This is a genomic window from Thermophilibacter sp. ET337 (assembly GCF_024733715.1).
Classification (GTDB): Bacteria; Actinomycetota; Coriobacteriia; order Coriobacteriales; family Atopobiaceae; genus Thermophilibacter.
Window position 1 is genome coordinate 31368 of the sequence record NZ_JANRHO010000009.1, and the last position, 17417, is coordinate 48784.

Below are 17417 nucleotides of genomic sequence, written 5' to 3' on the forward strand. Positions count from 1 at the left end.
AACTTTTGACAATGTCGTCAGGTTCTTTTGTCAACCTGCGGTGCCCTAGAGCTCCTCGAGCGAGACCTTGTCGAGAAGCGAGTCCACGAGCTCTCGTTCGGCGGCCTGCGTGCCGGACTGCATGACGTTGGCGGCGCCGGTGGCCATCGCCAGGCGCGCAGTCTCGTCGAGCCCCATGCCGCGCTCCTCGGCAAAGGCGAGGGCGGCGACCACGGAGTCCCCGGCGCCGACCGTCGATCCCACGCGCACCTTGGGAGAGCGGGCGAGAAGGACGCGCTCGCCCTCCACGAGCACGGCGCCCCGGCCACCCATGGAGACGACCACGCGGGACACCCCGGCGTCCACGAGCTTTCTCGCCACGACGGCCACCTCCCGCTCGTCGTGGAGCTTCTTGCCGCAGAGGCGCTCGAGCTCGGCGTCGTTGGGCTTCACGAGGAAGGGCGACGCGTCGAGCCCGCGGGTGAGCGCGTCGCCGTCGGCGTCGAGGAAGACCTTCGCGCCCGCCTTGGCGCAGGCGCGGCCCCAGGCGGCGTAGGTCGCGACCGGGGCGCCCTTGGGAAGGCTTCCCGAGAGCACGACGATGTCGCCGGACATGAGGCCCTGGGCGAGCCCCCCGAGCATCGCGTCGAGCTGAGACACGGTGGCCTCGGGGCCCGGCTCGTTGATGTCGGTGTAGGTGCCGAGCTTCTCGTCGACGACCTTGAGGTTGGTGCGGGTCTCCCCGTTTGCCTCGAAGGCCCACACGTCGATTCCGGCTTCGGCGAGCATCGAGGAGATCTTCTCGCCGACCGACCCTCCCAGCAGCGCGACGGCGCGGCTCGTCCCGCCGAGCTTCGCGATCACCTTCGAGACGTTGATGCCCTTGCCGCCCGGGTCCACGCGAAGCTCCGTGATGCGGTTGACTTCGTCGAGGGTGAAGCCGGGGACCCGCGCCGTCTTGTCGAGCGCCGGGTTCAGCGTGACGGTGTAGATCATCGGGCTGCTCCTTTCTTTCGTCCTTCTCGCTAAAACTGTCGAAACAAAAGTCAACAGTCATCATAACGACAATACTTGAGTTGTCAATACAAAAGGAAAGTTGACAGAAACCACACCGTTCACACCCTAAAATATGCCGTTTAACGGCAATTCAAGAAACCGAGAAGAACTATCGAAACAAAATCTTAGAATGACAACCGTTGAAACAAAAGTCACGGGCGCAGCCCATCCTGTTCAACGCGTCGACCCGTTGCGACGGGTCTTAGGAAGGAGGGACCGATGTCGATCAGAGAAGGTCTCTCTAAGTTCGGCAAGTTCCTCAGCGGCATGGTCATGCCCAACATCGGCGCCTTCATCGCCTGGGGCTTTCTGACCGCCCTGTTCATCCCGACGGGCTGGCTGCCCAACGAGCAGTTCGCGAGCATCGCCACGCCCATGCTCAGCTATCTCATCCCCGTGCTCATCGCCGCCCAGGGCGGATACCTCACCGGCGGCGACCGCGGTCGCATCGCCGGCGCCATCGCCGTCATCGGCTGCATCGCGGGAGCCCCCGACACCACCATGCTCATGGGCGCCATGGTCATGGGCCCGTTCGCCGGCTGGGTCGTCAAGTTGTTCGACCGGTTCATGGAGGGCCGCACGCCCGCGGGCTTCGAGATGCTGATCGACAACTTCTCGGTGGGCATCATCGGCATGCTGCTCGCGATGCTCGGCTACATCGCCATCGGCCCGATCATGACCACCATCCTCGCCGTGCTCATGGGCGGCGTGCAGATCCTCATGCAGTACGGCCTCATGCCGCTGCTCGCCATCTTCATCGAGCCCGCCAAGGTGCTCTTCCTCAACAACGCCATCAACCACGGCATCTTCACGCCCATCGGCATCGCGCAGGCCGAGGCCACGGGGCGCTCCATCATGTACATGCTCGAGGCCAACCCCGGCCCGGGCCTCGGCGTCCTTCTCGCGTACTGCTTCTTCTGCAAGGACGCGAAGACCCGTCAGTCCGCCCCGGGCGCGGTGATCATCCACTTCTTTGGTGGCATCCACGAGATCTACTTCCCGTACGTGCTCATGAATCCCAAGGTCATCGTCGCGCCGATCGTGGGCAACATGTGCGCCATCGCGTGGTACAGCTTCACCGGAGCCGGCCTCACCTCCGCGGCCTCCCCGGGCTCGATCATCGCCTTCATCTCGATGACGCCCTCCGACCTCATGCTCGTGAATCTCGCCGGCGTGGCCATCGCCGCGGGCGTCTCCTTTGCCATCGCCGTGCCGCTCGTGCGCTCGATGGCCGTGGCCGACCTCGACCAGGCGAGCCAACAGATGCGCGAGATGAAGGGCTCCGCCGAGGCGGCCGTCATCTCCGACACCCAGGGCGGCAAGATCGTCTTTGCCTGCGACGCCGGCATGGGCTCCTCCGCCATGGGCGCCACCCGCTTCCGCAACCGCGTCAAGGCGGAGCGCCCCGACCTCACCGTCGAGCACTCGAGCGTCGACACCGTCCCCGGGGACGCGAGCATCGTCGTCTGCCAGCGGGTGCTCTCGGAACGCGCCCGCAAGAGCGCCCCGCAGGCCCAGATCGTGACCATCGACAACTTCCTCGACGACCCGGCGCTCGACGCGCTCTACAAGGCGCTCACGCAGATCTCCCACGCCTCCGAGCTCATGGAGACCACGCCCGCCCCGGCGCCCGCCCAGCAGGCCGAGGCCGACGACCGCCCGAGCCTCGCCATCACCGCCGCCGACGTCCAGCTGGGCCTGGCCCCCGTCGACCGCGAGAGCTGCATCCGCGCCTCCGGCGCCCTGCTCGTCGAGCGCGGCTGCGTCGAGCGGCCCTACGTCGACGCCATGGTCGAGCGCGACCGCCTCACGAGCGTCTACATCGGCATGGGCATCGCCATCCCGCACGGCACCAACGAGGCCAAGGACGCCGTCGAGCGGACCGGCGTGGTGCTGCAGCAGTACCCTGAGGGCATCTCCTGGGGCGACGAGCGCGCCCAGCTCGTCTTCGGCATCGCCGGCAGGGGAGAGGAGCACCTCGAGGTCCTCGCCAACATCTGCCGGATCCTCGAGGACGAGGCGGTGCTCGAGAAGATGAAGACGACCGACGACGTGGACTGGGTCGTGAGCGTCCTCTCTGGCCGCGCGTGACAGACACCCCGGAGGTGTTTGTCCCACTCGCGCCGCCCGTCCCGTATCGTCCCGAGGGTATGTACACCGCCCTCTGAGGGTATGTACACCCCGCCATCAAGTGCGGGCTGTAAACCCGCAGGTCAGGGCGTTGCCGAGAAGAACGTGCCTTCGGGTCGGTGTACATACCCTCAAGGCCGGGTGTACAAACCCTCATGGCGGGCAGCCTCGCCGCCCGCGGGCGCCGGGCCGACGCCCGTCTGGCATGCTCGTTGGGACGAGCGTCCAAGTGATGCTATACTCCAAGAGATTTATCTGTGTTGCCGTACCAAAGCGCTTTACCCTGTCCTTTGTACGACCGCGGCGCCGATGCGTCGACGCACGGTCCGAGAAATAGGAGGAACGCATGGCAGACATCGTCAGGACCCCGATCGACAGCGTCGAGGCGCTGCAGGAGCGCATCAAGGAGATGCGCGTCGCGCAGGCCGAGTTCGCGACGTTCACCCAGGAGCAGGTGGACAAGATCTTCTATGAGGCCGCCATGGCCGCCAACAAGGCGCGCATCCCGCTTGCCAAGATGGCCGTCGAGGAGACCGGCTACGGCGTCATGGAGGACAAGGTCATCAAGAACCACTATGCCTCCGAGTACATCTACAACAAGTACAAGGACATGAAGACGTGCGACGTCATCTCCGACGATCCCGCCTTCGGCTACAAGCAGATCGCCGAGCCCCTGGGCATCGTCGCCGCCGTTATCCCGACGACCAACCCCACGTCCACGGCCATCTTCAAGACCCTCATCTCCCTGAAGACCCGCAACGCCATCCTCATCTCCCCGCACCCGCGCGCCGGCAAGTGCACCGCCGAGGCCGCCCGCATCGTGCGCGAGGCCGCCGAGGCCGCCGGTGCCCCCAAGGGCATCATCGACTGGGTCGACGTGCCGTCCCTCGACATGACCTCCGAGCTCATGCGCTCCGCCGACATCATCCTCGCCACCGGCGGCCCGGGCATGGTCAACGCCGCGTACTCCTCCGGCAAGCCCGCCCTGGGCGTCGGCCCGGGCAACAACCCGGCCATCATCGACGACACCGCCGACATCGAGCTCTCCGTCAACTCGATCATCCACTCCAAGACCTTTGACTACGGCATGATCTGCGCCACCGAGCAGAACGTCATCGTCCTCGACAAGGTCTACAACAAGGTCAAGGCCGAGTTCCAGAAGCGCGGCTGCTACTTCCTCCAGGGCGACGAGATCGCCAAGGTCGGCAACACCGTCATCGTCAACGGCGGCGTCAACGCCAAGATGGTCGGCCAGCCCGCCCCCAAGATCGCCGAGGCCGCCGGCGTGTCCGTCCCCGCCAGCACCAAGGTGCTCATCGGCGAGGTCGAGTCCGTCGAGCCCACCGAGCCCTGGGCCCACGAGAAGCTGACCACCATCCTCGGCATGTATCGCGCCAAGAACTGGGAGGACGCCCTCTCCAAGGCCGAGCGCCTCATCGCCGACGGCGGCTACGGCCACACGAGCTCGCTCTTTATCGACACGCGCGAGACCGAGAAGATGGCCGAGCACGCCAAGCGCATGAAGACGTGCCGCATCCTCATCAACACCCCGGCCGCCCAGGGCGGCATCGGCGACATCTACAACTTCAAGATGCCGCCGTCGCTGACGCTCGGCTGCGGCTCCTGGGGCGGCAACTCCGTCTCGGGCAACGTCGGCCCCCAGCACCTGCTCAACATCAAGTCCGTCGCAGAGAGGCGTGAGAACATGCTGTGGTTCCGTGTTCCCGAGAAGGTCTTCTTCAAGAAGGGCTGCATGCCCGTGGCCCTGCGCGAGCTCTCCGAGGTCTACGGCAAGAAGCGCGCCTTCATCGTCACCGACTCCTTCCTCTACAAGAGCGGCTTCACCAAGAAGATCGAGGCGTCCCTCGACGAGCAGGGCATCGTCTACTCGAGCTTCTGGTCCATCTCGCCCGACCCCAAGCTCCAGGACTGCGAGCGCGGCCTCGAGCAGGTCAAGGCCTTCGAGCCTGACTGCATCATCGCCATCGGCGGCGGCTCCGCGATGGACGCCGGCAAGATCATGTGGATGATGTACGAGCACCCCGAGGCCAAGTTCGAGGACATGGCCATGGACTTCATGGACATCCGCAAGCGCGTCTACACCTTCCCGCAGATGGGCGAGAAGGCCTTCTTCGTGGCCATCCCCACCTCCTCCGGCACCGGCTCCGAGGTCACGCCCTTCTCGATCATCACCGACGCCAACACGGGCACCAAGTGGCCGATCGCCGACTACCAGCTCCTGCCCAACATGGCCATCGTCGACACCGACAACATGATGACCCAGCCCAAGGGCCTGACCGCCGCCTCCGGCGTCGACGTCCTGACGCACGCCCTCGAGGCCTACGTCTCCATCATGGCGTCCGACTACACCGACGGCCTCGCCCTGCGCGCTATGAAGCTCGTCCTGACCTATCTCGAGCGCGCCTATGACGACGGCACCGACGTCGAGGCCCGCGACCACATGGCCAACGCCTCCTGCCTCGCCGGCATGGCCTTCGCCAACGCCTTCCTCGGCGTCAACCACTCGATGGCCCACAAGCTCGGTGCCTATCACCACATCGCTCACGGCCTGGCCAACGCGGTCATCCTGACCCGCGTCATGCGCTACAACGCCGCCGAGCGCCCGGTGAAGATGGGCACCTTCCCGCAGTACGACCACCCCAAGACCCTCGCGCGCTACGCGGAGGCCGGTCGCTTCTGCGGCATCAAGGGCCGCACCGACCAGGAGGTCTTCGAGAACTTCATCGCCCGCATCGAGGAGCTCAAGGCTCACGTGGGCGTGCCCGAGACCATCGCCGGCTTCGGCGTGACCGAGGAGGACTTCCTCGCCACGCTCGACGAGATGTCCGAGAACGCGTTCAACGACCAGTGCACCGGCGCCAACCCGCGCTACCCGCTCATCTCCGAGATCAAGGAGCTCTACCTCGACGCCTTCTACGGCCGTGAGCCCAGCTCCTACGAGGACTAGTCCCAGCCGGTTCTTCTCGTTGCCCAGAAGGAGGCAGCAATGGAACTTTCTGACAGCAAGCAGGTCATCGTCGAGCGCCACAACAAGGCCGTCTACGTCGATGGCGACCGCATCGTGAAGGTCTTCAAGGCCGAGAAGCCGGCCTCTGACGTCTTCAACGAGGCCCTGAACATCGCCCGCGTCGTCGAGGCCGGCGTGCGCGTCCCCAAGGTTCTCGAGGTCTCCCAGGTCGCCGACGGCTCTTGGGCCCTGGCCACCGAGTACGTCCAGGGCGTCACCATGCGCTCGCTCATGGACGCCGCCGAGGGCACGCCCGAGTACGACAAGCTCCTCGAGCAGTTCGTGGACTTCCAGCTGGAGATCCAGAACACCCCCGCGTCCGACCTCATGAAGGACCAGAAGACCAAGATCGCCGGCATGGTGGGCAAGGTCAAGGAGCTCGACCCGTCCGTGCGTTACGACCTCCAGATGCGCGCCGACCGCATGGCCCCCGGCCGTGCCATCTGCCACTGCGACTACAACCCCTCCAACGTCATCGTGGCCGAGGACGGCACGCTCTACGCCTGCGACTGGACCCACGTCACCCGCGGCCTCCCCGAGGCCGACGCGGCTATGACCTACATCCTCTTCAAGATGTATCACCCCGGCCACGCCGAGTCCTACCTTGACGTCTTCTCCAAGAAGGCCGACATCGCCAAGCAGAAGGTGCACTACTGGGTGCCCGTCATGGCCGCCGCCGAGCTCTCCCGCGGCCGCAAGGACGCCGAGGAGTTCCTCCGCAGCCAGGTCGACGCCGCGCTCGACATCGACTAGCGCCGGCGCTCGCGCAAGCTCACAGGGCCCGTCAGCTTTGGCTGGCGGGCCCTTTTCATGTGGTGGAGACGACTTCGTGGAGGTTGCGCGGGACGGCGCTTGGGCTAAGCTGTTAGGCGAGAAACACGACGGGGGAGAAGAACATGCGTGACAAGCGTCCTGTGATCATCGGGCTCGTGGCGGCGGTCGTGATCGTCGCCGCCCTCGGCGCCGCGTTTGCACTCGGGGTCTTTCGCTCGGACGCGGAGCGCGCGACCGACGCCGTGAGCGAGCTGCTCGAGAGCTACGTCGTCCCCGTCGCAGACGAGGAGGGCGTGGAGCCCGAGGACAGCGCCTGGCCCGCCGCCGACTTCGGCGACGCGGCAACGATGGAGCTGCTCCAGAAGTACGGGGTGAGCGCCGACGAGTGGCACCGCCACTGCTTCGCCAACTTCTCCTACGAGGTGGGGGAGGCCTCGGTCGAGGGCGACGCGGGCTCGGTGAGCGTCACCGTCACCAACGCGAGCCTGACCTCGGCCGTCAACGCCGCCGGTGCGGACTTCACGTCCTTCTCGGCCACGCAGGAGTCGCAGGACACCTATGCCCAGGGAGGGAAGGCGGCGCTGTTCGCCTATCTCGTGCAGCGCGTCTACGCGCACCTCGACGCCAACGAGTCGCCGGTCACCACAACGGTGGACGTCCCGTGCGCCAAGGGCGAGGACGGCTCCTGGGCCGCGCAGGTCTCTGGCAACGAGGCGTTCTTCTCGGCCCTGTACGGCGGCTCCAACGTCATCTCCGGCCTCGCGACGCCCGTCGAGGGCACCGAGGCCGCGGCCGAGCAGCCCGCGGCCTAGCTGGCGGCGGGTCCTCGCCTAACGCCGCGCGCGCAGCGAGCCGAGGAAGGGCTTGCGCGGGGCCTCATCGCCCGCGACGCGAAGGTACGTGACGTACTCGAATCCCACGCCCTCCTCGGTCACGCCCCCGGGCTCGCGGGACTCGACGACCCAGGACTCGCTGGCGTCGAGGTTGGGGAACCACGCGTCCGCCTGCGCCTCGCAGGCGTTCACGGTCACGTAGGCGCGCTCGCAGCGGGGGAGCAGCGCCTCGTAGATCGACGCCCCGCCGATGAGCCACACGCCATCGGGATCCTCGTCCCCCACGAGCGCGAGCGCGGCCTCGGGCGAGCTCGCGACCTCGACGCCCTCCGGGTCGTAGTCGAGCCGCCCGGAGACGACGATGTTGCGGCGGCCCTTGAGGGGGCCGCCAGGGAAGCTCTCGAGCGTCCGCCGTCCCATGATGACGGTCCCGCCCATCGTGAGCTCGACGAAGCGGCGCATGTCCGCGCGGTTGCGGACGAGCAGCTGGCCGTCGAAGCCGATGCCCCAGTCCTGCGTGACGGAAACGATGGCGTTCATGGGTCCTCCTAGACGGCGATGGGGATGTTGGTCACCTGCGGCCCGTGCTCGTAGCCCTCGACGATCAGGTCGTCGGTGGTGAAGTCGTAGAAGTCCCTGACCTCGGGGTTCAGGCGAACGCGCGGGGCCGGATGGGTGGGCCTGGAGATGAGCTCGCGCACGACGTCGACGTGGCGGTCGTAGATGTGGGCGTCGGCGATCATGTGCACGAGCTCGCCGGCGTTCATGTCCGAGACCTGCGCGACCATCATGAGCAGGATCGCGTACTGGCAGACGTTCCAGTTGTTGGCCGCGAGCACGTCCTGGCTGCGCTGGACGAGGACCATGTTGAGGGTCGGGCGGTCGTCGCCCGCCTCCTGCGTCACGTTGTAGATGGCGTTGTAGGCGCAGGGGTAGAGGTTCATCTCGCTGAGGTCGGCGAAGGTGTAGAGGTTGGTCATGATGCGGCGGGAGTAGGGGTTCTCGCGCAGGTCCTTGAGGACGCGGTCCATCTGGTCGTAGTCGCCGTCGGGATAGTGGCTCTTGACGCCCACCTGGTATCCGTAGGCCTTGCCGATCGAGCCCGTCTCGTCGGCCCACTCGTCCCAGATGTGCGAGTTGAGGTCGTGGATGTTGTTGGACTTTCGCTGGTAGATCCAGAGTACCTCGTCCATGGCGGACTTGAGGGCGGTCCTGCGCAGCGTGAGCGCCGGGAACTCCTCGCGAAGGTCGTAGCGGTTGCACACGCCAAAGCGCTTGATGGTGTAGGCGGGCGTGCCGTCCTCCCAGCGCGGGCGGACCTTCTGGCCCTCGGTCGTGGTGCCGTGCTCGATGATGTCGGAGCACATCGAGATGAAGAGTTCGTCAGCCTTGCTCATGGGTATCCTTTCGGGCTCGTCCTAGAGCGTGGGGAGCCACTGGCTGTGAAAGTCGCGGTCGTGGTGGGCGTCGTAGCCCAGCTCGTCGAGCAGGTAGGGGAGGATGTCGTCTTCTGTGAGGCCGTAGGGCGAGGAGTCGGTCTCGAGCACCCATGAGGTGCCGCCGTACCTGCCGTCGCGGTACGCGACGTCGGCGAGGGCTCCCGCGCAGCTCGAGAGGCCCGAGACGAGCCCCAGCAAGAGCAGCGCCACGATGGCGAAGAGCACGTACGCCCCGGGGCCGCTGGCGTTGTCCGGGCTCGTCGTGGCGCTTGCGGTCTCGATGACGTCGGCGGCCTCGCGCGCGTCCTTCTCGGTGGCTTCCTGTGCCTGGTCCATGTTCCCTCCGGGTTGCGTCGCGCCTTTGGCGCGCCTGGCGTGCGGGCGCCTGAGGCGTCCCTAGAGCATCTGGTCGCTGAAGACCTCGTCCCAATAGTAGGTGAGGCCGGCCATCAGCGCGCGGTCGGCGGGCAGCCACTCGACGTCGAGCAGCTCGTCTCGGCCGAGCCAGCGCAGCTCCGAGTGTACGCCCTCGGCGGGCGTGGGCTCGGCTCCGGGCGCGAGCGCGCAGACGTAGCAGTCCATCGTGAGGTGAAAGTCCGGATAGTCGTGCTCGACGGTGTCGTAGAGCCACGAGACCCCGAGCTCGCAGCCGAGCTCCTCGCGGATCTCGCGGCGCAGGGCGTCCGCCGAGCCCTCGCCCGGCTCAACCTTGCCTCCCGGGAGCTCCCAGAGGCCCTCCTGCGGGCCGCCCGCCCTCCTTGCCGCCAGCACCTTGCCGCCACGATGGATGATGCCGGCTCCCACGCGAACGCTCATGCGAGCTCCTTTCGACCTTGGATTCTGACGAGCGCGGAGGTGGCCCCGTCGGCGCCGTGCCTGAGTTCGACGTCCCAGCCGCCCTCGCAGGGGTGCACGACCGGCACGATCTTGTCCCCGAGAAACGCCATCGTGCGGTACTGGACCTGCAGGGTGAGCGGGCACGCGGGCGCCTGGGCGCCGCGGGCCTCGAGCGCCTCGAGCGCGAAGGCGACGTAGCGCGCGTTGTTGACGTGATGGTTGGTGTCGAGGTCGCGCCGGGCGACGACGATCTCGGGCGCGCGCTCGCCCTCGCCCGCGGGCACGATGCGTCGCGCGAGCGGGGCCATCTCGATGGGGGGCTCGTCGGAGAGGTAGACGCGCTGGTCCTCGGGGACGCGCGTGGCCCTTCCGCGGACGGAGTCGTAGACGAACCACTGCGTGTTGGCCCGCACGATGCGCTCGCCGCCCGCCTCCAGCTGGAAGTTCCTGAGTGCGTGGGCCCGGGTGAGCTCGTAGCACCACGTGGAGACGCGGATGCGCTCCCCAAAGGCGGGGAGCCGGTCGACCTCGATGCGCCAGTTGGCGAGCACCCAGGCAAGACCGCGGCCCGTGAGGCCGTCGAGCCCCATGCCCATCTCGTCCGACTGGAAGGTCGAGCAGTCTTGCAGGTAGTTCATCAGCGAGAAGAGCGAGAGCCTCCCGGCCTCGTCGCACTCGCTGTAGCGTATCCGTCCCTCGAATGAGTACATGTTTCCCCTTCGCTTCTCCACTACACCTTAGCAGTTCGGCGCGGGCGCGCGGGGTGTAGAATCCGTTGTCGACGCTTGACACTGGCGTCAGGTTACATTGTCAACTTGACACTGACGTCAGGTTATATTGTCAACTTCGTCGCGAGGCGTTCGGTGAAAGGGGCACCTGTGGATACGGTGAGGTTTGCGACCATCGGCACGAGCGGCATCTGCGAGCAGTTCTGCGCGGCGCTCGCCGAGGCCCCGGGGGCCGAGCTCGTCGCCTGCTACTCGCGCGACCTCGAGCGCGCCCGCGAGTTCGGGGCGCGCTTCGGGGCACGGCTGTTCTTCGACGACCTCGCGAGCCTCGCCGCCTGCGACGAGGTCGACGCCGTCTACGTGGCGAGCCCCAACGGCGCCCACGCGGCCCAGGCGCTCGCGATGGTCGCCGGCGGCAAGCACGTCCTGGTGGAGAAGGCGTTCGCCGCCAACGAGCGCGAGGCGCGCGGCGTCTTCGAGGCGGCCTACGCGGCGGGCGTCGTCGCGATGGAGGCCGTGCGCAGCCTTCACGTGCCGAGCTTCGCACAGATCGAGAAGATCGTGGCGGAGGACCTCGGCCAGGTCCGCAAGGCCACGATGCGCTTCTCCAAGGTGACCTCCCGCATGGGGCGGCTGCTCGCCGGCGAGCGCATCAACATCTTCGACCCCGCCCTCGCGGGCGGCGCGCTCATGGACATCGGCGTCTACTGCGTGGAGCCCGCCGTCGCGCTCTTCGGCGAGCCCGACGTGGTCCGCTCGGTCTCGGTGACCACGAGGGTCCCCGGGACCGCGGAGGACGACCCGCTCTCGACGATCGACCTCGCGGGTGAGGCCCTTCTCGGCTACGGCGACAAGGTCGTGAGCCTCTCCTTTGGCAAGACGAGCGACGACGTCCTGGGCTCGCAGGTCGAGGGCGAGCGCGGCACCGTCGTGTGGGACGCTATCTCCTGCCCGGTCAACGTCCGCCTGCACGTTCCCGAGGGCGGGGGGCAGGTCTTCCGCATGGGCGAGTCCAGGCTCGAGCCCGTCGAGACCAGCGTTCCCGAGAAGGACATGGTCTGCGAGATCGCCGACTTCGTCGCCGCCGTGCACGGCGACGCCGACGCCCTCGAGCGCCGCGAGCGCTTCGAGCGCGTGACGCTCGGGTCGCTGCGCGTCATGGACCAGATCCGCGCCCAGGCGGGGGTGCGCTTCCCGGCGGACCTCGCGTGAGCGCACCCACCAAGGCAGACATCTCCGCCGGCGTCTCGGCGGCGCTTCCCGTGATGATGGGCTACGTGGCCATCGGCATCCCGTGCGGCGTCATGGCCGCCGAGGTCGGGCTCTCGCCGGCTGTCGCGTTTCTGCTCTCCGCGACTTTCTACTCGGGCGCGGGGCAGTTCATGATGGCCTCGCTCGCGCTCGCCGGGACGCCCGTCGCCTCGATGGTCGCGAGCGTCGCGCTCGTGAGCACGCGCCAGCTGCTCTACTCCGCCGCGCTCTCGCCCTACGTCCGGGAGGCCCCGCGCCCGCTCGCGGCCCTCTTCGCGGCGACGGTCACCGACGAGAGCTTCGGCGTCAACATGGAGCGCTTCGCCGCCGGCGCGTGGTCGCCGACGCGAGCCACCGTCGTCAACGTCGCGAGCATGCTCTCCTGGGCGTCCGCCAACGCGCTCGGCGCCCTCGTGGGGCCGGCGCTCGCCATCCCCGCGGACATCATGTCCTTCGCGATGACGGCGATCTTCATCTGCCTGCTCGCGGGACAGCGCTGGTCGCGTGTGACGCTCGTCGTGGCCGCGACCTCGGCCGCCTCCGTGGTGGCGCTCAAGCTGCTCGGGGCGGGCTCGCTCTCTGTTCTGCTGGGCGCCGTCGCCGGCGTCGCGGCCGGGCTCGTGGCGGGATCGCCGGGACGCGGGAGGGGAGAGGACAGATGAGCTCGAGCGACTTTCTCGTCTTCTACGTCTGCGTGCTCGCGGTCATTCTCGCCTGCCGGTGCGTGCCGCTTCTGGCCCTCGGCGGGCGCGAGCTTTCTCCGCGCGTGAGCGAGGCGCTCGGGCTGATCCCGGCGGCGGCCTTCGCTGCGCTCGTCGCTAACGACCTCTTCGACCCGGCGACGGCCCCCAACGTCCCGGCGCTTCTCTCCGCGCTCGCCGTCTTGGTGGTGGCGAGAAGGACGGGGTCGCTCATCTGGTGCGCCCTCGTGGGCATGGGCGCCTACGCGCTTCTTTGCCTGGCGGCGTGACCCGGGCCCTCGCGGCCGGCGTTACTTTGGGTAGGCGATGACGCTCGACTCGCCGAAGCGCGAGGAGCCGTCGTCCGCCGAGCCGTAGGGGCTCATGGCGTCCACGACCAGGCGCGCCGACGCGGGCAGGACCCGCGCGGTGTAGGAGCTCACGGCTTCGGCGACGACCTCGCCGTCGACCTCGAGCGGGACCGGCCGCGTGGACTCCACCGTGATCTCCCGCCCCGAGAAGCTCTCGATGTGCGGGCGCCCGATCGCCTTGCCGGTGGGGTCCACCAGGCCAAAGGCGAGGGGCTTCAGCAGCTGCGCGGCGCCCTCGGTCTCGACCACGATCACGTTGAGCAGGCCGTCGTCCATGCGGCAGTCGGGGACGAGCTGGATGTCCCCCTGGATCATCGCGTTGTTGGCGACGAGGCAGGTGATGCCGTCGCGCTCGTAGGCCTTCCCGTCGACGGTGATGGTGAAGTGCTCGACGCTCGGCCTGAGGTTGGCGAGCGCGGCGGCGAAGTAGGCGGCCTGGCCCATGATCGCCTTGTTGGGGAGGGCCGCCTGCATGATCTGCGCGTCGAAGCCCGTCCCGGACATGAGCGCGAAGCCGCGCGCGCGTCGCTCGCCCGTCTCGTCCTCCCAGCCGATCTCGCCGAGGTCGATCGTCGCGGTCTTGCCCACGCGGCAGGCGCGCGCGAGCGCGGCGGGCTCGGGGGCGTTGCCGATGTTGGCGCAGAGCAGGTTAGCCGTGCCCGAGGGGAAGACACAGATCGGCGTGTCCCTGCCCCTCAGGGCGTGCATGAGCGTGGAGACGGTGCCGTCGCCGCCAGAGAGGACGATGGTGTCGAAGCCGTCGACCTCGGCGCAGGCCTCCTGCGCGGTGAAGTCCGGCGCGAGCATCCTGAGCACGCACTCATCCCCGGGGTGCACGAGCGCCCGCATGAACTGGAAGATGGCGTCCGAGCCAAAGCCGGACTTTGGGTTGTGGATGACGAGCGTGCGCACGACGTTCCTCCCGTTGGGCCCCGAGGGCCGGTTTGTGTCATTATGGGTCGGTCGGCATGCCGACTCGAACAAGTTTAGCCAAACCGCGCGAAGGGACGAGCGCCCTTGTACCTCTCCACACAAGACCAGCTCGAGGACTTTTGTCAGAAGATCGCCGGCGAGAAGATCGTCGCCGTGGACACGGAGTTTCTCAGGGAGCGGACCTACTTTCCCAAGCTCTGCCTGGTGCAGGTGGGCGCTGGCGGCCTGACGGCCGCCGTCGACCCCATCCTCATCGAGGACCTCTCGCCGCTGGCGCGCATCTTCGAGGACCCGACGGTGACCAAGGTCCTGCACGCCTGCGGCCAGGACCTCGAGGTCCTGCTCGACGGCATGGGCTGCGTCTGCGCCCCGGTCTTCGACACGCAGCTCGCCGCCGCGTTTTTGGGGCTTCGCCAGCAGGTGAGCTACGGCTCGCTCGTGGAGTCCTACTGCGGCGTGCGCCTGCCCAAGGCCGAGTCGCTCACCGACTGGTCGCGCAGGCCGCTCGACGCCGAGCAGCTGGAGTACGCCGAGGACGACGTACGCTATCTCCCGGGCATCTACGAGCGCATGGTCGCCGAGCTCGCCCGTCTGGACCGCCTCGGCTGGGTGAGCCCCGAGATGGACGCGCTCTGCGACCCCGCCAAGATCAGGCGCGACCCCTCGGAGGCGTTTCTGAGGCTCCGCCGCTCCGGCTCGCTCACGCGCCGGCAGCTCGCCGTCGCGCGCGAGGTGTGCGCCTGGCGCGAGGGCGTCGCCGCCGAACGCGACGTGCCGCGCAAGTGGGTCGTCTCCGACGAGGTCGTGGTCGAGGTGTGCAAGCGCATGCCCGGCTCGCTCGACCGTCTGCGCCGCATCCGCGGCACCGAGCAGCTCTCCGACCGGGACGCCCGCGGCCTGATCGACGCGGTGGCCCGCGGCGTGGCCTGCCCCGCGGAGGAGTGCCCCCGCGTCACCAAGCACGTCCGCCCGTCGGCCGAGACCGAGGGCGTCATCGACCTCATGTACGCGGTGCTGCGCCTCGTCTCCGAGAGGAGCGGCGTCGCCACGCAGCTCATCGCCACCCGAGACGACCTCCTCGACTTCCTCCAGGACCGCAGGCGCTCGCCGCTCTCCCGCGACTGGCGCTGGGAGCTCGCCGGTGAGACGCTCGACCGGCTGCTGAGCGGCGAGGTCGGGCTCACCGTCAAGGCCGGGAAGATCGAGCTTCTGTAGGCGCCTCGCCTCCCGTCCCGCGCACGTAAGGCGCGGGTAATTGTTGTCCGGTCGGGTGGGTAGAATGTTCCCATCCACTTCGATTGGAGACGATATGCCTCTGTACTATGGGTTTGGCTACGGGATGGACATGGAGTACCTCCTGGTCGCGCTCGTCGCGCTCGTGATAGGCGGCGCGGCGCAGGCCTACATCAGGAGCACCTACGCCAAGTGGGCGCGGGTGCCCGCCAACGTACCCGGGACCGGCGCCGACGTCGCGCGGCGCATGCTCGCGGAGGGCGGCGCCGAGGGCGTGGGCATCACGCGCGTCGCGGGCTCGCTGACCGACCACTACGACCCGCGGGACAACCGCCTGCACCTCTCGGACGACAACTACCACGGCGCCTCGGTCGCCTCCGTGGCCGTCGCCTGCCACGAGGCGGGCCACGCCATCCAGGCGGCCCGCGGCTTTGGGCTGTATCGCCTCCGCACCGCGCTCGTGCCCGCCGTCAACATCGCGCAGCAGGGCTGGGTGCTCGTCCTGCTCGCCGGCATCCTGCTCAACCTCGCCGGCCTCGTGCGCCTGGCGATCGTGCTCTTCGCCGTGGCCGTGGTCTTCCAGCTCGTGACGCTCCCCGTCGAGATCGACGCCTCCCGCCGCGCGGTGGCCTACCTCTCCGCCAACGGGTCCGGGATGGACGAGCGGGGCGCTCGCTCCGTGCTCACCGCCGCGGCGCTCACCTACGTGGCCGCCGCGCTCACCTCGATCATGCAGCTGCTCTACCTGCTCAGCCGCTACGGCGGCCGAGGGGGAGGGGACCAGTGATGGGGGAGGCGCGCCAGGAGCAGGCCCCGCTCTCCGTATCCGACGCCGTGGCGCTCGCCAAGGGCGCCGTCTCGGCCTGGCCCACGCTCGTGGTCACGGGCGAGGTCTCGGGCTTCCGCGGGCCCAACGCGCGCTCCGGGCACTGCTACTTCGAGGTGAAGGACGACGGAGCGGCCATGAGCGTCATTGTGTGGCGCGGCACCGCGGCCAAGATGGGCTTTGAGCTCCGCGACGGCCTCGAGGTCCAGCTCACGGGCAAGTTCGACGTCTACAAGGCCTCCGGCAAGCTCTCCTTCGTCGCGAGCAGGGTGGAGGTCGCCGGCGAGGGGCTCCTGCGCCAGCAGGTGGCCGAGCTCGCCCGCCGCCTCGAGGCCGAGGGCCTCATGGACCCCGCGCGCAAGCGCCACGTCCCGGCGTTCTGCTCGCGCGTCTGCGTCGTGACCTCGCTCTCCGGCAGCGTCATCGAGGACGTCAAGCGCACCCTCGCTCGCAGGAACCCGCTGGTCGAAATCGACGTCGTGGGATGCTCCGTCCAGGGCGCGGACGCCCCCGCCACCATCGTGCTGGCGCTCGCGCGCGCCGCGGCGGCCCGCCCGGACGCGATCCTGCTCGTCCGCGGGGGAGGGTCGTTCGAGGACCTCATGTGCTTCAACGACGAGACCCTCGCGCGCGCCATCGCCGCCTGCCCCGTCCCCGTGGTGACCGGCATCGGCCACGAGCCGGACACCACGATCGCCGACATGGTCTCCGACCGTCGCGCCTCGACGCCCACGGCCGCCGCCGAGTCCGTCGCGCCCGCCATCGACGAGGTGGAGCGCCAGATGCTCCAGCGCCAGGTCCGCCTCGGGCGGGCGATGTCGGCCGCGCTCGCCGTGCGCTCCCAGCGCGTGGAGGCGCTCGGAACGCTGCTCTCGGGCCACATGGGCGCCTCCCTCTCGCGCCGTCGCGTCGCGCTCGACGCCCTCGCCGCGCGGCGCTGCCTCCAGGACCCGCTCGCGCCCATCGAGGCGCGCCGCGCCGACCTGCTCCAGACCGAGCAGCGCCTCCATGACGCCATCCCGCGCGCCCTCGCTCATCGAGGCGAGTCCGCGGAGCTTCTCGCCGCGCGCCTGCGCGACGCCGCCCCGCGGCTGCTCCGCCCCGCGGAGGCCACGCTGGCGCGCCTCGCGGCCTCGCTCGACGCGCTCTCGCCGCTCGCGGTCCTCGCGCGCGGCTACGCGATCGCCCGGGACGCCGCGGGCCACGTCGTCAAGGACTCCTCCGAGCTTACCTGCGGCGACGAGGTGCGCGTCCTTCTCGGCACCGGATCTTTTGACGCGACGGTTCGCGCCGTCAACAACGGATAGGGCCCACGCCCG

Annotated in this window: 17 protein-coding genes; 10 read left to right on the forward strand and 7 right to left on the reverse strand. The window is 68.6% G+C overall.

The window, feature by feature from the left end; translation table 11 throughout:
* Positions 1-45: 45 nt before the first annotated feature.
* The gene (pfkB, locus tag NW198_RS08160) at positions 46-975 is read right to left on the reverse strand and encodes a 1-phosphofructokinase (protein ID WP_258340722.1); all 930 of its coding nucleotides are present in this window, start codon (positions 973-975) and stop codon (positions 46-48) included.
* 279 nt (positions 976-1254) lie between these two features.
* Here pfkB and NW198_RS08165 point away from each other — a divergent pair, with 279 nt between their 5' ends.
* From NW198_RS08165 to NW198_RS08180, 4 genes are all read left to right on the forward strand, one after another.
* Entirely contained in the window at positions 1255-3126 is a 1872-nt protein-coding gene (locus tag NW198_RS08165) for a PTS mannitol transporter subunit IICBA (RefSeq protein WP_258340723.1), read from the forward strand.
* A gap of 385 nt (positions 3127-3511) precedes the next feature.
* Positions 3512-6133, forward strand: a complete 2622-nt coding sequence (gene adhE, locus NW198_RS08170) for a bifunctional acetaldehyde-CoA/alcohol dehydrogenase (protein ID WP_087315243.1) — start codon at positions 3512-3514, stop codon at positions 6131-6133.
* Between the two features lie 39 nt (positions 6134-6172).
* Complete coding sequence (locus tag NW198_RS08175) at positions 6173-6946, forward strand: aminoglycoside phosphotransferase family protein (RefSeq protein WP_258340724.1); 774 nt, start codon at positions 6173-6175, stop codon at positions 6944-6946.
* A gap of 143 nt (positions 6947-7089) precedes the next feature.
* Positions 7090-7779: a hypothetical protein gene (locus NW198_RS08180; RefSeq protein ID WP_258340725.1), complete on the forward strand. Its 690-nt coding sequence runs from the start codon at positions 7090-7092 to the stop codon at positions 7777-7779.
* An 18-nt stretch (positions 7780-7797) separates the two neighbouring features.
* Here NW198_RS08180 and NW198_RS08185 read toward each other — a convergent pair whose 3' ends face one another.
* The 5 genes from NW198_RS08185 to NW198_RS08205 are packed head-to-tail and all read right to left on the reverse strand — an operon-like array spanning position 7798 to position 10786.
* A complete protein-coding gene (locus tag NW198_RS08185; protein ID WP_258340727.1) occupies positions 7798-8340 on the reverse strand; it encodes a dihydrofolate reductase in 543 nt (180 codons plus the stop codon).
* A gap of 8 nt (positions 8341-8348) precedes the next feature.
* Positions 8349-9197 (reverse strand): thymidylate synthase, encoded by an 849-nt coding sequence (gene thyA, locus NW198_RS08190; RefSeq protein WP_258340728.1) that lies wholly within the window; start codon positions 9195-9197, stop codon positions 8349-8351.
* Between the two features lie 21 nt (positions 9198-9218).
* Positions 9219-9575 carry a hypothetical protein gene (locus NW198_RS08195; protein WP_258340729.1) on the reverse strand — a complete coding sequence of 119 codons (357 nt, stop codon included), beginning with the start codon at positions 9573-9575 and terminating at the stop codon, positions 9219-9221.
* 60 nt (positions 9576-9635) lie between these two features.
* The gene (locus tag NW198_RS08200) at positions 9636-10055 is read right to left on the reverse strand and encodes a (deoxy)nucleoside triphosphate pyrophosphohydrolase (RefSeq protein ID WP_087315232.1); all 420 of its coding nucleotides are present in this window, start codon (positions 10053-10055) and stop codon (positions 9636-9638) included.
* Entirely contained in the window at positions 10052-10786 is a 735-nt protein-coding gene (locus tag NW198_RS08205) for an acyl-[acyl-carrier-protein] thioesterase (protein ID WP_258340730.1), read from the reverse strand. Before NW198_RS08205 ends, NW198_RS08200 begins: the two co-directional genes overlap by 4 nt.
* 168 nt (positions 10787-10954) lie before the next feature.
* Here NW198_RS08205 and NW198_RS08210 point away from each other — a divergent pair, with 168 nt between their 5' ends.
* The 3 genes from NW198_RS08210 to NW198_RS08220 are packed head-to-tail and all read left to right on the forward strand — an operon-like array spanning position 10955 to position 13025.
* Positions 10955-12016 (forward strand): Gfo/Idh/MocA family protein, encoded by a 1062-nt coding sequence (locus tag NW198_RS08210; protein WP_258340731.1) that lies wholly within the window; start codon positions 10955-10957, stop codon positions 12014-12016.
* A complete protein-coding gene (locus NW198_RS08215; protein WP_258340732.1) occupies positions 12013-12717 on the forward strand; it encodes an AzlC family ABC transporter permease in 705 nt (234 codons plus the stop codon). Before NW198_RS08210 ends, NW198_RS08215 begins: the two co-directional genes overlap by 4 nt.
* Positions 12714-13025 (forward strand): AzlD domain-containing protein, encoded by a 312-nt coding sequence (locus NW198_RS08220; protein WP_258340733.1) that lies wholly within the window; start codon positions 12714-12716, stop codon positions 13023-13025. The genes NW198_RS08215 and NW198_RS08220 overlap by 4 nt, the downstream gene beginning before the upstream one ends.
* Before the next feature lie 21 nt (positions 13026-13046).
* On the opposite strand, the gene NW198_RS08225 is transcribed toward NW198_RS08220, so the two are convergent.
* Positions 13047-14018, reverse strand: coding sequence for a diacylglycerol kinase family protein (locus NW198_RS08225; RefSeq protein WP_258340734.1), 972 nt, complete (start codon positions 14016-14018; stop codon positions 13047-13049).
* A gap of 105 nt (positions 14019-14123) precedes the next feature.
* On the opposite strand from NW198_RS08225, the gene rnd reads away from it, so the two are divergent.
* From rnd to xseA, 3 genes are all read left to right on the forward strand, one after another.
* Entirely contained in the window at positions 14124-15254 is a 1131-nt protein-coding gene (gene rnd, locus NW198_RS08230; protein WP_258340735.1) for a ribonuclease D, read from the forward strand.
* Positions 15255-15348: 94 nt separating this feature from the next.
* The gene (locus NW198_RS08235; RefSeq protein ID WP_087315222.1) at positions 15349-16059 is read left to right on the forward strand and encodes a zinc metallopeptidase; all 711 of its coding nucleotides are present in this window, start codon (positions 15349-15351) and stop codon (positions 16057-16059) included.
* Positions 16059-17405 carry an exodeoxyribonuclease VII large subunit gene (gene xseA / locus NW198_RS08240; protein WP_258340736.1) on the forward strand — a complete coding sequence of 449 codons (1347 nt, stop codon included), beginning with the start codon at positions 16059-16061 and terminating at the stop codon, positions 17403-17405. Before NW198_RS08235 ends, xseA begins: the two co-directional genes overlap by 1 nt.
* Positions 17406-17417 lie beyond the last annotated feature (12 nt).